This is a genomic window from Rhodococcus sp. MH15 (assembly GCF_019266045.1).
Taxonomy (GTDB): Bacteria; Actinomycetota; Actinomycetes; order Mycobacteriales; family Mycobacteriaceae; genus Rhodococcus_F; species Rhodococcus_F qingshengii.
Genome location: NZ_LPNP01000071.1, coordinates 195,677 through 209,539, shown reverse-complemented (window position 1 = coordinate 209,539; position 13,863 = coordinate 195,677). Strand labels below are relative to the sequence as shown.

Genomic DNA, 13,863 nt, shown 5'->3' with positions numbered 1-13,863 from the left:
CGTGGACTTCGATCTATTGGGGCCACTGCCTACCGGCACTACGGTGTTGGAAGCGAGCGCCGGAACTGGCAAGACCTACGCGATCGTCGGACTCGCGACCCGTTGTGTTGCCGAAGGTCTCGCCGACATTTCGCAAGTTCTGCTGGTGACATTCAGCCGGGCCGCCACTCAGGAACTTCGTGAGCGTGCCAGGGAGAGGTTCGCGGGAGTGTCCGCCGCTCTGGTCGACCAGGAGGCGGCGAGGCGGTCGGATGATGATCTGGTGGCGTACCTCGCCACAGCTGACGACGAGGAGATCGGCGTGCGGCGTCGTCGACTCCTGCGCGCTCTCGCGGAGTTCGACGCCGGCACCATCACGACCACCCACAGTTTCTGTCAGAGGATGCTCGACGGGCTGGGCATCGCCGGGGAACGTGAACCGGACACAACTTTTGTGGAGTCGGTCGACGACCTGATCAGTGAGGTCGTCTCGGATTTGTACCTCAGCCGCTACAGCCGGACGGACTCGTCTCCACCGTTCTCCACGAAGGACGCGCTGGCCATCGCCCGAAGCGCAGTCGGCGATGGTCAGGCAATTCTCGAACCCGACGGCGAGGAGGAGACCGCACCCGGTCAGCGCGTCCTCTTCGCGGCCGCTGCTCGCGTCGAGGTCGAACGACGTAAGCGGACCAAAGGAATTCGCGACTTCAACGATCTGCTGACGCTGTTGCACGGTGTATTGACGGATCCGGAATACGGTCCCGTCGCGTGTCGTCGGGTGCGCGAAAAGTTCAAGGTTGTGTTGATCGACGAGTTCCAGGACACCGATCCGTTGCAGTGGGACATTCTGCGGTTGGCCTTCCACGGACACACCACCCTGGTCCTGGTCGGTGATCCCAAACAAGCCATCTATGCGTTCCGCGGGGCAGAAGTCCTGAGTTATCTCGATGCGGTCGATCAGGCGGATGCGCACCAGGAGTTGACCACCAATTGGCGTAGCGACCCAGGGTTGTTGGCGGCACTCGAACACCTCTACGGTGGTGCCGCACTCGGCAACGAAGGCATCGTCGCGCATCCAGTGGAGGCTTCGCACAAGAAGTCTCGGTTGTTCGGCCCGGTGCCGATGCGTGTACGCCATCTGCCCCGTACCGGAGCCGGACCGCTCAATCGTTCGGGATTTCCGGCCGTAGGCAGACTTCGCAGTCGCGTCGCGGACGACGTCGCAGCAGACGTGGTCGCGCTCCTGGGCGGCGATGCCCGCTTGGCAGTCGACGGTGATCCACGCCCGGTCGAACCAGGAGACGTCGCGGTGTTGGTGCGCACCCACAAGCACGTGGCGATGATCCGCGATGCTCTCGATGCCGTCGGTGTACCTTCCGTATTGACCGGAGGGTCCAGTGTTTTCGCGACACCCAGTGCGACCCAGTGGCTGTGGCTGTTGCAGGCGATCGAGCAGCCCCATCGCTCCGATCGTGTCCGGTTGACGGCCCTCTCGCCGATTTTCGGGCGCACCTCCGAAGAACTGGACAAGGACGGCGACAACGTTGTTGCAGAACTTGCAGGTCAACTGCGCTCCTATTCCGGGCTGTTCGCACGCGTCGGGTTTGCGGCTGTGTTCGAAAGAATCTCTGCCGAAACAAATCTGGAGAAGCGTGTACTCGCGGCCCCGTCCGGCGAACGAGATTTCACCGATCTGCGGCACGTCGCACAACTCCTCGGTCGCGTCGCGACCGAGGAAGCGTTCGGGTTGAGCGCACTGGTTCGCTGGCTTTCCGATCGGATCAAGGACCCGACGTCCGGGAGCGCCACCGATCGAAGCCGCCGCCTCGACAGTGACGCTGCCGCAGTGCAAATCGCTACGGTGCATGCCACCAAAGGGCTCGAGTTCCCGATCGTCTACGTCCCGTTCAGTTGGGAGAGCGTTGGCGGCTTCAACTCGCCGACGCAGCTGTTGCACGACCCGGAGGGACGCCGCATCCTCGACGTCGGCGGCCAGGAAGGCCCGGGGTACAACGCCAGAAAGACTGTTGCGGAGGTCGAAGAAGCGGGCGAAGAACTGCGGCTGCTGTACGTGGCGCTGACCCGGGCGCAGTGCCAACTCGTGCTCTGGTGGGCACCCAGCTACGGGACCTCCCGCTCACCGCTGCACCGGTTGATGCTCGGACGTACACCCGGCATCGCCGAACCTGCTCGGGTAGTGAAGGTGCTCGACGACGGTACAACCGCAGCACGGCTCGCAACCTGGCCGGCAGCAGCGTCCGACGTGATCTCGGTGGAACCTGTTGGTCCCCATCCGCCCTCGCCCGTCCACTGGTCCAGAGCGGCTGCGGACGTGACCGAACTGGCCGCGGCGCGTTTCGATCGAGACCTGGACACTCTGTGGCGTCGTACGTCGTACTCGGCACTCACCGCCGGAGCGCACCACGCGGTCACGACCACGGGCAGTGAGGTCGAGGATCCCGAAAAAGACGACGAGCCAGAGGATTCCGTAGACCTCGAGAGCATTACCCCCTCGCCCCTGGAGGCGTTCCCTTCACCCATGAACGGACTTCCCGCGGGCGCCGCATTCGGCACGCTGGTGCATGAGGTGCTCGAGGTGGTGGACACGGCTGTGGCAGATCTGAGAGAGGAACTCGGGATGCGTTGCGCCGAGGCGGTCTCGGTACGGGCGGCCGAGGTCGACTCCGAAGCACTCGCGGATGCGCTGTATCTGGTGATGCAGACTCCCTTGGGATTCGGAACCTTGGCCACGATCGCGCCGAAAGATCGTCTTCCCGAACTCGATTTCGAACTCCCACTGGCCGGTGGCGACGATCCGGTGTCGATGAGTGTCACACTCCGCGGAGTGTCGGAACTGTTGAGGCGCCACCTTTCCTCCGACGACATTCTGGCGTCGTACGCCGACTATCTGGACCGTGTCGAGACGTCACCGATGCGCGGATTCCTGACGGGCAGTATCGACGCAGTCTTGCGGATCCCGGGCCCGTCGTTCGTGATCGTCGATTACAAGACCAACCGGATCGGTCGCGGCGATCTGACGGCTGCCAACTACACGCGTGAACTCATGGCGACGGAGATGATGCGCTCGCACTATCCGCTGCAGGCACTGCTGTATTCGGTTGCACTGCATCGGTATCTGCGGTGGCGCCTGCCCGACTACGATCCGCACCGTCATCTCGGGGGCGCGCAGTATCAATTCGTGCGTGGGATGCTCGGCCCGGACAGCCCGCCGGAATGCGGTGTCTTCGAATGGAAACCGCCTGCTCAGCTGACGGTTGAACTATCGGATCTGCTGGCCGGTCTTGATGCGTCCCACACAGTAGGGGAGAAGATTCGATGACCGAGGCGCAATTGGCTCAGCGCGCCAAAGGGATCGTGCGAATCTTCAACGAAGCCGGGGTTCTGGTTGCCGCCGATGTTCATGTCGCGACGAGAGTGTGCAGCCTGGGCGGTGAAACTTCCGAAGAAGTGATGCTGGCCGCGGCGTTGGCAGTTCGGGCCGTGCGATCAGGTTCGGTGTGCCTCGATCTACGACGGATGCGTGATGTGAGCGTCGACAATGCGACGGAGGAGGAACTCACGTCGTTGCCGTGGCCCGAACCGTCGGAGATCGTTGCCGCCCTTCGGCTGAGCCCTCTGGTGATCGGCGGAAACGCCGGACCTCTCAGACCGCTCCGGTTGGTCGACACGGACGACGGTGAACTCCTCTACCTCGATCGATATTTTCTGCAGGAGCAGACGATTCGGCGAGTGCTCGACGAGCGGGCGTCCACGTGGCCGCCCGCCGACCTGAAAGCGGTCCGAACGCGGCTGGATTCGCTGTTCGTCGACGAGAACGGGCCGACCATCGCGCCGGATCGTCAACGGATAGCAGCTGCTCTCGCCGCGACACAGTGGACCACCGTCATCGCCGGTGGGCCCGGAACCGGCAAAACCCATACGGTCGCACGTATTCTCGCTCTCCTGTCGGAGGAACTGGGTTCGAATGCTCGCATCGGTCTGGCCGCACCGACGGGTAAAGCCGCAGCACGGCTGCAGGAGTCCGTACGTGAGCAGACCGCGAGCCTTGGCCTTCCCGAAGAACTCGCGGCCATGACCCTGCACCGCCTACTCGGTTGGCAGCGGGGGAGTTCGAGTCGTTTCAAATACAATGCGACCAACAGACTTCCCTACGATGTGGTCGTCGTCGACGAGACGTCGATGGTCTCCCTCACGTTGATGGCGCGCCTGCTCGAAGCCGTTCGCCCCGATGCCCGGCTACTGCTCGTCGGCGATCCCGATCAGTTGACCTCAGTCGACGCGGGCGCTGTTCTTGCTGATCTTGTCGCCCGCCCGGTAAACGTCAGTGGAAATCCGACGCTGACACAGTTGGTGGGTGACGATCTCACGGCCACTGGTTCCGAAGAGGCATTGAGTGCGGATGAGCAGGATCGTCTGCGGGGCGGGATCATTCAACTCTCACGCGGGCGCCGCTTCGACGGAACCATCGCGTCGTTGGCCAGGGCAGTTCGAGCGGGAGATTCCGCTGAGGTTCTGCGTATCCTGCGCAGCGGTGATCCCGCCGTCTCCTTCCATTCGCCCGAGGATGTTGACGCATTGCGCGCCGACATCGTTGCGAGTTCAGAGGTGGTGACTGCGTCGGCCGAGGTGGGTGATGCGATCGGCGCGCTGAAAGGCTTGGAATCGCACCGCCTTCTGTGCGCCCACCGTGACGGACCGTACGGTGTCGGGAGGTGGGCGCAGCAGGCGATGGAGTGGGTCGGCACGGCATCAGGGCAGTTTCTTGACCCGACGCGGTGGTATCCGGGCCAACCGCTGCTCGTGACGGCCAACGACTACGAGGCGAAGATCTACAACGGGGACGCCGGGGTGATCGTGCAGCGTGAGGATGGCGTGCCTATTGCCGCATTCCAGCGGGGCAGTGATGCGTTTCTGATTCACCCGAGCCAACTCTCGTCGGTGCAGACGGTTTACGCGATGACGATTCACCGGAGCCAGGGCAGCCAGTACGACACCGTATCGGTGATGTTGCCGGCCGAGGCGTCGTCACTGCTGACTCGGGAGTTGTTGTACACGGCGATCACTCGCGCCAGAAACCATGTGAGAGTAATCGGCACCGAGGATTCCGTGAGGGCGGGAGTGCAGCGACAGGTACTCAGGGCAAGTGGGCTGCGTCGTGAGATCCGTCCGTACGACGGGCCGTGAAAGTCGGATGTTGCGGATTCTCTCGGTCATACGTTGTATACGACGAACACCTTGCGTACGGTCTCGGTGACCGTCCACGTACCCTTCCATCCGATTGGGAAGATTGCACTCGTACCGGCAACGAGATGTACGGGATCGCCGTCGTCCTCCTCCACGGTCATGGCGCCGGAGACGATGGTGATGATCTCGCCGCGGGTGAGGAACTCCCACCGCGACTTTCCCGGTTCGCTCTCCCAGACTCCGGATTGAATGCGGCCGTCGTCACTGGTGAACTCGACATCTGCACGAGTGATGATGTCTCCGCCGAGTGGCTCTGCACTGGGTTGGCCGAGCAGTGCTTGCTGGAAGATCCCACTTGCGCTGTTCAACTCTGCGGCACGGAAGGTAATGGTCACAATTCAATCCTGACTTTCGAAACTCATGTGAATCATCGGACTTGTCGATGATGTCGTGTGTCTGCTGAGCCGGGATACATTCACTTGTCGCATCTTTCGGCGTTTCGCTCGTACAGATGTCGAAAGTGCGATCGGCCACCATTCAACCGGGGTTCAGAGACCCGTCTCACGCCGAAACGTGACCGAGCCAATGGCAAACGGCCCCGCGTCGGTGATTTCGAACGAGGGTGATCGGTTGTGAGGCCTTACGTGGTGGACGCTGTCAACGAAGTGATGAAGCGCTCGGCTGCCGCGTCGACCTCGGCGTCGGGGGTGAGCAACCTCTGCAACAACAGTCCTCGCAGACATGCGGTTGCGATGATGCTCTGCTGCTTTGCATCCACCACTGTGAATCCTTCGCGAAGGGCTGCCGCTTCAAGGAGATGAGCCAAGTCGTCGAGGTCGGCGGCGAAATCTTGAAATGCTTTGTGCTCGTACACCGCAAGTCCGGCCAGGTGAAAAAAGGTGCGGCTTCGATCTTCATGCTCGGCGTTCGAGTAGAAACTCCAGATCGCCCTGCACAGGGCCGCGAACCCGAGATCTTTGCCCATCGCGGCGATGACGAGGTTGTCACGGCGGCGCGCTTCCGACAGTACGGCGCTGAGGAGACCTGGTCGTGATCCGAAGTGATAGGTCAGAAGCGTGTGGTGCACGCCGAGTCGCTCCGCTACTTGGCGCATCGACAGCTTCGGACTCGGGCCGGTTTCACCGAACTCGTCGAACAGCGCCTGTAACAGTCGCTCTCGACCCTCCCCAACCGGCGATCTCACGCTACCTCCATTGACGGGTTCACCACTGTTGAGTACGGTACCGCATATCGAATTCACCAGTGTTTAGGAGAGTGGTTTCCAATGCTCGGGAGGTCCCTTTGACTGACGTATGGTTTGCCGGCGGCATGGTCGCGGATGGATCGGGCACCGACCCGGTCGAAGTCGACGTGTGCGTGAGTGGCGGCATTGTCACCGCGATCGGACAGGCGCCGTCGGGTTCGACGACAGTTGACTTGGACGGCATGCTTCTGACTCCGGGGCTGATCGATGCTCATGTCCACCTGGGTATTTCGAGTCCGATCCGAAGGCAATTCGGGTTTGAGCTCTCGGCAGCCGAACTGGCTGCGGGCATCTTCGCCACCGCGGGCGATGCCCTCGACGCGGGCTTCACCACGGTGCGAGACGTCGGTGGCATCGACGGCGGAGTCGTCGACGTTATTGCGAGCGGCAAGGTGCGTGGTCCGCGTGTCCTCTCGTGCGGTCCTGTGCAGTGCCAGACCGGTGGACACGGCTACTACGGGGCCGCATGGGAGCCGACCGAGCTGTGGAACATGCACCACATTCCAGGGCTCTGCGCCTTGTCCTTGATGTCGGGTAATGCCGACGAGCTACGACGCAACGTGCGCGAGTCGTTCCGCCGAGGCGCAACATTTCTGAAACTGTGCGTCACCGGCGGTGTCGTCGGAGGCCATGACAGCCTCACCGACACACAGTTCACCGTCGAGGAAATCTCCGTGGCAGTGGAAGAAGCAGCGTCGCGCGGCACCTACGTCACGGTCCACGCGCACAACAATGCGGGCATTCGCAACGCGGTGCGGGCCGGCGTCCGGTGCGTGGAACACGGGACCGACATCGATGCGGAGACGGCCCAGCTGATGCGGGAACATGACGTGGCACTTGTCCCCACCTTCGCCGTGGTCGAGCAGTTGGCGGACACCGAAAGCATGGACCTGGACCCGGCAATACGAGAGCGTGCAGCCGGAGTGCGTCAACGCATGGCCAGAGCGCTCGAGGCCTCTCGCGCAGCAGGCCTGAGGATCGGCCTGGGCTCGGACCTCATCGGGCCGCACCAAAAGCGCCGAGGTGAGGAGTTGCACTTGCGCGCGGAGTTGGAGTCGCCGATGCATGCACTCGTTTCGGCCACCAGCGTCAATGCCGACATTCTCGGTATCGGGGAAAGCGTCGGGACGATCCGCGTCGGTATGCAGGCGGACATGGTTGCCTGGCAGCAAGACCCACTCCGAGACGCAAAGGTGTTCGCCGATCCGGACATGGCTGTTCTCGTCGTGAAGTCCGGAAATATCGTCAAGGGAGACGTTCGATGAGCGCAATGCTGCACGGATGCTTTGCAGACACGGAGTACTTCGAAATCAAGGCGAAGTCGGGACACAGCTACGGCGTCTGGGTGACCACACCCCCCGGCTACGCGGACTCCATGGATCCCTTACCGCTGATCTACGTGATGGACGGCAACTGGGCTGTAGGTCTTACCGCCCCGCTCATCGTCACGCAGGCAGACCCGTACCTGACGGTCGCCCCGTACATCCAGGTCAGCGTCGGATATGCCGGTGAGGAAGCCGCCAACTGGGCACGGCTCCGCAACCGCGATCTCGTGCCGCCTGGGGAACCGGTAGGCGAAGAAATGATGGCTACTCTTGCCGCTGCTCGCGACTCGGGTGCAATGACCCAGGAGTACGTGGACGCCTACCTCGAGGAGCTGGCAGACACCCACGGGGACGTCTTCCTCGACTTCCTGACCAACGAACTCCACCCTCGCCTGTACTCGTCGGAGCTACGTGTCAGCGAGTCCGGGCACGGACTCTTCGGGTACTCGTACGGAGGCCTTTTCGCCCTCTACGCATGGCTGCGCGACGCGCCCCCATTCGCGACCTTCGGTGCGGGTAGTCCCGGAGTTGTGAACGCCGACAGCCAGATCCACACACTGGTCGAGGCACTGCCCGAGCGTGGCGTGGGCTCAGTCGTACCGCAATTGCACGTCACGCTGAACGAAGCCGAACTGACAGGGCCCATTCCGATCTATCGCGGACTGGCACGTAACGTTCTTGCTGTCGTGGAGCAGTTGCACGGCAATGGGTGGTCGCAGGATGTTTCGACCGCGTTGTTGCACGAGACGCACGTCACCGGGCTGCAGGCATCGTTCCTGAGCTACTTGAAAAAATGCCATGCACGGTAGCTGTTTGTCCCGGCGACGATGTGCACGCTGACACGTTCGACGGGCGATTTTCCGTAGACGCCGTTGAAGGAGAAGTCGGCTGTGGGTGTCCACCACGTGGTGGACACCCACAGCCGTGTCTATTCAGTTGTCGCGGCTATCGATTCTCCAAGCCGGACAACACTTCTAACCCATGACGGTCCCGGTCGACTCGACATTGGGTGCCCGAAGGCGGGAGAATGCGCCGAGGTCGATTTCGAGCCCGGTGTGCATCCCGACATAGGTCAGGGGATCAGCGTCGTGATCGTGTCCAGCTTCCACCTGGTCGATGATCCTGGACATGAGGCGCCCAGCGATGGGCGCATTTTTGAATTGGTTCCCGCTGGTGCCCATGGCGACGTAGAAACCTTGCCTGTCTGTCTTGTCATAGATCGGGGTCCAGTCGGATGCTGCGTCGTACACGCCGGCAATACCTTTCGGTTGTGACGGGACCTCCAGGGTGGGGAAACGCCTGGCGGCGCGGAAAACCTGCGCTTCGAACCGGGCAACAGTGCGATTCGGGTTGGCGGTATCAGGGTCGTCGATCCACTCGAGCGGATCGCAATCCGGTTCGGTTCCGCCGACAAGGAAACCGTTTCCAGGTTCGGCTCGCATGTAGGTTCCGAGATCCAAATCGGCGATCATCGGGCCGAGGATCTCGTCGTCGTTGTAGCCAGTGGGTGCGGTGACGTGATGAACTTCCTGGCGCAAGGGCCGAACCGAAACCTTGAAGTCGGCCCCGACGTTCGACAGCTTGTTGAACGCTCCTGACCAGGGGCCGGCGGCATTGACGACAATCTTGGATTTCACACTTTCCCCGTCGTCGAGCCCTAGCTGCCAGATGCCGTCAGGCAACTGCTCGACTGCCACTACACGCGTGTTGTATGCGAAAACCGCACCGTGCGAACGTGCTGCCGCAGCAAGATTCGCGGCAGCCAGTTGCGGGTCGTCGACGAACCCCGCCTGAGGTGTGTACAGCGCGCCGAGCGTGGTTTCGGCATCTGCGAAGAAGGACTCCGAGTCGACTGGCTTCGGAGGATAGTATTTGCCGGCGTCGATACCGGGAATCTTCTCGACGAGTGTCGTTGCGTCCCAAAGCTGGTAATCGATTCCTATCTTCTCGAATAATCCGATCGTGCGCGCGTGGGGCGCGACGTCGACATCGAGCAGTGCCATCCCGCATTGCCGAAACTTCGCAAGCGCGCCGTCGACTGTCGCGTTGAGATGCTCGCTCCAGTTTTGCCAGCAATGCAGCGACTCCCAAGCCGCAGCCATACCGTCGAATGTGGAGTAGTTGAACCGGATAACCGCACTGGATGCACTGGTCGAGCCGTAGCCCGGACCACCAGACTTGTCGATGACCAGGACTTCGTAGCCTCGAGCGGCCAGTTCGTAGGCGATGGAGCTGCCGATCACTCCAGCTCCGACCACAACTGCATCGGTCTTGTCGGTAGGCACTTTCGGCCTCTCTTTCTACTGATGGCTTCGCCGGATCGAAAGCACAGCTGTTCGATCCGGCAAGCTTGGGTTCTGGTAATTCCGACGCCGTCGACTTCCTCTGGAGAGCTTCATCCCGACTTCTCGGATTCGGCTCTGCCTTAATGAATTTGGCACCTGAAAGTCCAGAGGTGTTCGTCGTCCTCAACTCTCTCGTGGCGGCCATCGGAACGCTATCGACAGCTGCGCAAAAAATCACAGCCGTGGCGCGTCCGTTGTCAGAAATGTTTCGTCGGGCTGCCCTGCGTGGCAGACCAGTTTTTCGTTTCCGGAATCCCTCGCCACAGAATGGGAAGCGCGATCAAAGCGATGGCGGTCGCATAGAAGGCAGGCGACAGATCGCTTCCAGTGGCGTTGACCAGTGCTGCGCACACCAGAGGAGCGGTCCCTGCAAAAAGTGCATATGCGATGTTGTAGGGGATTGCCGTGCCGGTGAATCGCGCATGCGTCGGCATCATTTCGAGAATTACGAGCAAAGCGGACGCGAGTAAGGAAAGCGCGAGGACCAGAGAAGCCAGTGCAACGGCAATCGCGAAAATGTTTCCGGTACCGATGAGCATGTAGCTGGGCACCGAGACGAAAACTGACATCACCATGCCGATTCTGACGAGTGGCCTCCGGCCGATTCGGTCGACTGTGGCGCCGAAGAAGATGAACAGCGGTACTGCGAGAACCAAAGCGCCGGTTGTCATCAGCAGTGCAACCGTGCTCGGAACATCGGCTGAGAGAACCAGAAATGTCGGCATGTAGCCGAGCAGCATATGAGTAACGACACCGAGCGAGGCGAAGTACACGAAGGACGTGAGCAGAGTCCGCCAGTGATTGCGGAACAGATCTGCGAGTGGGCGGTTTGGAAGGGAATCGTTTTCTTGCATTTCCTTGAACGCCGGAGTCTCCTCGACGGCAAGCCTCATGAACAGGCCCACCATGGCGACAACGCCTCCGATGATGAACGGCCAACGCCATCCTCCGTCGGCGAAGTGCTCAGCGCCGACCGAGCTGAATGACAAGACTGTGACCGTGGCCAAGATGCTGCCGACAAATGACGAAGAGCTGATTATCCCTGCGTACAAGCCTCGGCGGTGGGACGGCGCATGCTCGACGACGAAGGTGGCAGCTCCGGTGTATTCGCCCCCGGCCGAGAATCCTTGAACCAATCGGCACAGCAGCAGCAACAGCGGTGCGGCAACACCGATCGAAGCGTACGTCGGTAGGAGACCGATTGCCGCCGTCGAGCAGCCCATGAGCGTAATTGCCAGGGACAGTGACCTCCGTCGGCCGAGGCGGTCACCAAGCCGTCCGAAGAATATGCCGCCGGCAGGTCTGGCCAAGAAGGCGACTCCGTAAAGAGCGAAGGTGGCAAGCAGTGCGCCACTGCCGAACTCCGGAGGGAAGAACACTGTCGCGAGAACTGCGGCAGTGAAACCGTAGATCGTGAAATCGAACCATTCGACGATGTTGCCTGTCGCCCCGGCGATCAGGGCCCTACGGCGCGCCGATCGACGTCCAGGTGGAGTCTCGGTTTGATGCCCTGCAGGAGCATTTGCTGTGCCGGTCATGATGATTCCTCTCGGGATATGCTGAATGGCAACGGCTTTGCGACATCACGGTCACCGATGTCATTCGAGGTATTCGACATTGAAAGAGGTCGGTGGGATTCGATGTTGAACTGGCGAACGAAGGTCGTTGTCGATTTCGGGTCGGAGGCGACTTCGTCTGAGGGAGATCGTGCCGGCCGGCCTCGCGCCCCACTATGCAAATCCCACGGCTGCAACAGATCTCGTCGCTGCCACGTCTGACGGGTTGCGAACCGAGTGAAGACGTCACGGGTCTCGAGTGCTTGGCATGAAGCGAGCCTATGGTGCAAAAGTTAGTTGCATCACTGTCATGCGTTCAATTTTCTACGTAGAAATTTGGGCATATGTTGCAAACCGGAGAGGGGGCTCGTACAGTTCGACCATGGTCGGAGAACTGCAGCATTTGGTGGACACTACCGGGCGCCGACTGGACCGTTCCGTTGCGATCGATGATGTACAGATTCGTCTGCTCGCGTACAACTCGCATGACAGTGCCGTCGATTCAGTCAGAATGAATTCCGTTCTACAGCGGAATGTTTCACGCGAGATCGTAGACTTCATCTACGCGAGTGGAGGCCGTGAAGCCCTCGATCTCTTCACTGTTCCCGTCAACGAAGAACTAGGGCTGACCCTTGGCCGGGTCGGGATGCCGATCCGGTACCGCAATGCGCTGCTGGGCTTCGTCTGGCTGTTGACTTCGGAGGGCGAAGTTGACGAGGATCAAGCCGAGGTCTTGAGGCGCACGGCTGATGCGGCAGCGATGATCCTCCACCGCGAACAGTTGCTGGACGAGTTGTCCCGAAGTCGGGAGCGGGAACTTACTCGAGACGTCCTGTCGGGCGAGCGGTCGCTGCGCGAGGACGCGGCAAACAGGTTGGCCGAGGAGGGCTTGTTGGCTGCGGGTCCAGCAGTCGTGGTCACTGTGTTGCTCCGTCCTGGCGACCAGTCGACATTGACCGAAAGAGATCGTCTGAGTGTTGCCGTCGGCGTCGATCAGCTTCGTCGGAGGCTCCCGCGGAACAGTGCAATCCAACTCGACCGCCCCGACCACAGTCTGTTGATCGTATCGGTGGCCGAACGCTCGACTCAAACCCATCTGGACTCGCTGATCGTGGCAGCCCGGGAGCGAGTCTTGTCTGAAAGTGGGCGCCAGAACATCGAATGTTGGGTCGGTATCGGTGAACCGCGAACCTCGGTTGCGGATGTGCGCGAATCCTACGAAGAGTCCAGACGTTCCGCAGATGTGGCCCAGGTCGTCAAGGTGCTCGGAAATGTTGTGCGTTATCGGGATCTCGGCGTCTACGGACTTCTGGCCGAACTGTCGGAGGATCGACTCGAGAACAGTATTCACTCAGGTTTGCAGTCCTTGCTCAGCCATGAGGACTCGAAAAGTGAGGCTCTTCTCGCGACGCTGGAGAGCTTTTTGGACAATGCCGGTGACGTAAAGCGAACGTCAGAGGCGCTCTGTGTGCATCGAGGGAGCTTGTACTATCGCTTGCGGCGAATTCAGGAGATAACACGAGCAGACTTGGCAAACGGCGACGACCGGTTGGCCTTGCATTTGAGCCTGAAAGTCGCGCGGCTGTTGGATCTCCGATGATCCCGATCCGAGAAGAGGGGACTGCGGAAGAATCCAGCGGCTCAACGTAGTTGGCGGCTTTCGATCGTCAAGCATGATGGTTCTGGGGTGGGAAAGGAAGCGCGTCGTACATCGGCCGGGGTGGGTTGGCTTGACCTGCTGAGACGTTCATACGTTTGATCGGGCACCTTCTATCCTCCTGTCGGCAGATGCGGCGGAGTGCAACTTTTTCGGGCATTGAAAGTGCAGAATCGTCCAGATGGGTGTCGAGCTGCGTGAAGAACGCGCGTTTTTGCAAACCGAAATGACGACGAATTTGGTCTGAGTTCGGTCCCCCGGTACGCAGATGTTCGCGCGCGAACTGGACTATTTGTTGCCGACTGCAAATTGGGGATTTCGCATCCATTCCCGTTGGCTCCCTTTATCGTTGGATTGGATCAGATACCTGAGTCGGTGCGATTCGTATGCACCCCTTCACCGCAGGTCTGGTCTGATCTTTCCGAAGTCGGAGTCGCGGAGATACATGCAGTTGTTCGAGATCGTTCCCCCGAAATTGAACAAACGCGCCAGACTGGATTGTGGCCATCGAGGCTGTACGTCTATCCATTTG

General features: G+C 60.9%; 9 protein-coding genes. 5 read left to right on the top strand and 4 right to left on the bottom strand.

Going from position 1 to position 13,863, the window contains the following annotated elements:
- Position 1: 1 nt before the first annotated feature.
- On the top strand, positions 2-3,319 hold the full coding sequence (locus tag ATN37_RS20005; protein ID WP_218695536.1) for a UvrD-helicase domain-containing protein: 3,318 nt from the start codon (positions 2-4) through the stop codon (positions 3,317-3,319).
- Positions 3,316-5,184 (top strand): exodeoxyribonuclease V subunit alpha, encoded by a 1,869-nt coding sequence (recD, locus tag ATN37_RS20000; protein WP_218695535.1) that lies wholly within the window; start codon positions 3,316-3,318, stop codon positions 5,182-5,184. Before ATN37_RS20005 ends, recD begins: the two co-directional genes overlap by 4 nt.
- 26 nt (positions 5,185-5,210) lie before the next feature.
- Here recD and ATN37_RS19995 read toward each other — a convergent pair whose 3' ends face one another.
- Together ATN37_RS19995 and ATN37_RS19990 are read right to left on the bottom strand one after the other, a co-directional pair.
- Positions 5,211-5,579 carry a cupin domain-containing protein gene (locus tag ATN37_RS19995; RefSeq protein ID WP_020906254.1) on the bottom strand — a complete coding sequence of 123 codons (369 nt, stop codon included), beginning with the start codon at positions 5,577-5,579 and terminating at the stop codon, positions 5,211-5,213.
- A 245-nt stretch (positions 5,580-5,824) separates the two neighbouring features.
- Entirely contained in the window at positions 5,825-6,388 is a 564-nt protein-coding gene (locus ATN37_RS19990; protein ID WP_029254476.1) for a TetR/AcrR family transcriptional regulator, read from the bottom strand.
- A gap of 98 nt (positions 6,389-6,486) precedes the next feature.
- Here ATN37_RS19990 and ATN37_RS19985 point away from each other — a divergent pair, with 98 nt between their 5' ends.
- Complete coding sequence (locus ATN37_RS19985; protein WP_225989611.1) at positions 6,487-7,713, top strand: amidohydrolase family protein; 1,227 nt, start codon at positions 6,487-6,489, stop codon at positions 7,711-7,713.
- Entirely contained in the window at positions 7,710-8,582 is an 873-nt protein-coding gene (locus ATN37_RS19980; RefSeq protein WP_218695534.1) for an alpha/beta hydrolase, read from the top strand. The genes ATN37_RS19985 and ATN37_RS19980 overlap by 4 nt, the downstream gene beginning before the upstream one ends.
- Positions 8,583-8,747: 165 nt before the next feature.
- Here the strand turns inward: ATN37_RS19980 and ATN37_RS19975 are convergent, their stop codons facing one another.
- Positions 8,748-10,058 carry an FAD-binding oxidoreductase gene (locus ATN37_RS19975; protein ID WP_218695533.1) on the bottom strand — a complete coding sequence of 437 codons (1,311 nt, stop codon included), beginning with the start codon at positions 10,056-10,058 and terminating at the stop codon, positions 8,748-8,750.
- Positions 10,059-10,315: 257 nt separating this feature from the next.
- Positions 10,316-11,656, bottom strand: coding sequence for an MFS transporter (locus ATN37_RS19970; protein ID WP_081557363.1), 1,341 nt, complete (start codon positions 11,654-11,656; stop codon positions 10,316-10,318).
- Positions 11,657-12,056: 400 nt separating this feature from the next.
- Here ATN37_RS19970 and ATN37_RS19965 point away from each other — a divergent pair, with 400 nt between their 5' ends.
- Positions 12,057-13,274, top strand: a complete 1,218-nt coding sequence (locus tag ATN37_RS19965) for a CdaR family transcriptional regulator (RefSeq protein ID WP_041814672.1) — start codon at positions 12,057-12,059, stop codon at positions 13,272-13,274.
- Positions 13,275-13,863: the final 589 nt, after the last annotated feature.

Coding starts and splice junctions, on each gene's coding strand:
- recD (WP_218695535.1), top strand. CDS start 3,316: ATGACCGAGGCGCAATTGGCTCAGCGCGCCAAAGGGATCGTGCGAATC.
- ATN37_RS19980 (WP_218695534.1), top strand. CDS start 7,710: ATGAGCGCAATGCTGCACGGATGCTTTGCAGACACGGAGTACTTCGAA.
- ATN37_RS19970 (WP_081557363.1), bottom strand. CDS start 11,656: ATGACCGGCACAGCAAATGCTCCTGCAGGGCATCAAACCGAGACTCCA.
- ATN37_RS19965 (WP_041814672.1), top strand. CDS start 12,057: ATGGTCGGAGAACTGCAGCATTTGGTGGACACTACCGGGCGCCGACTG.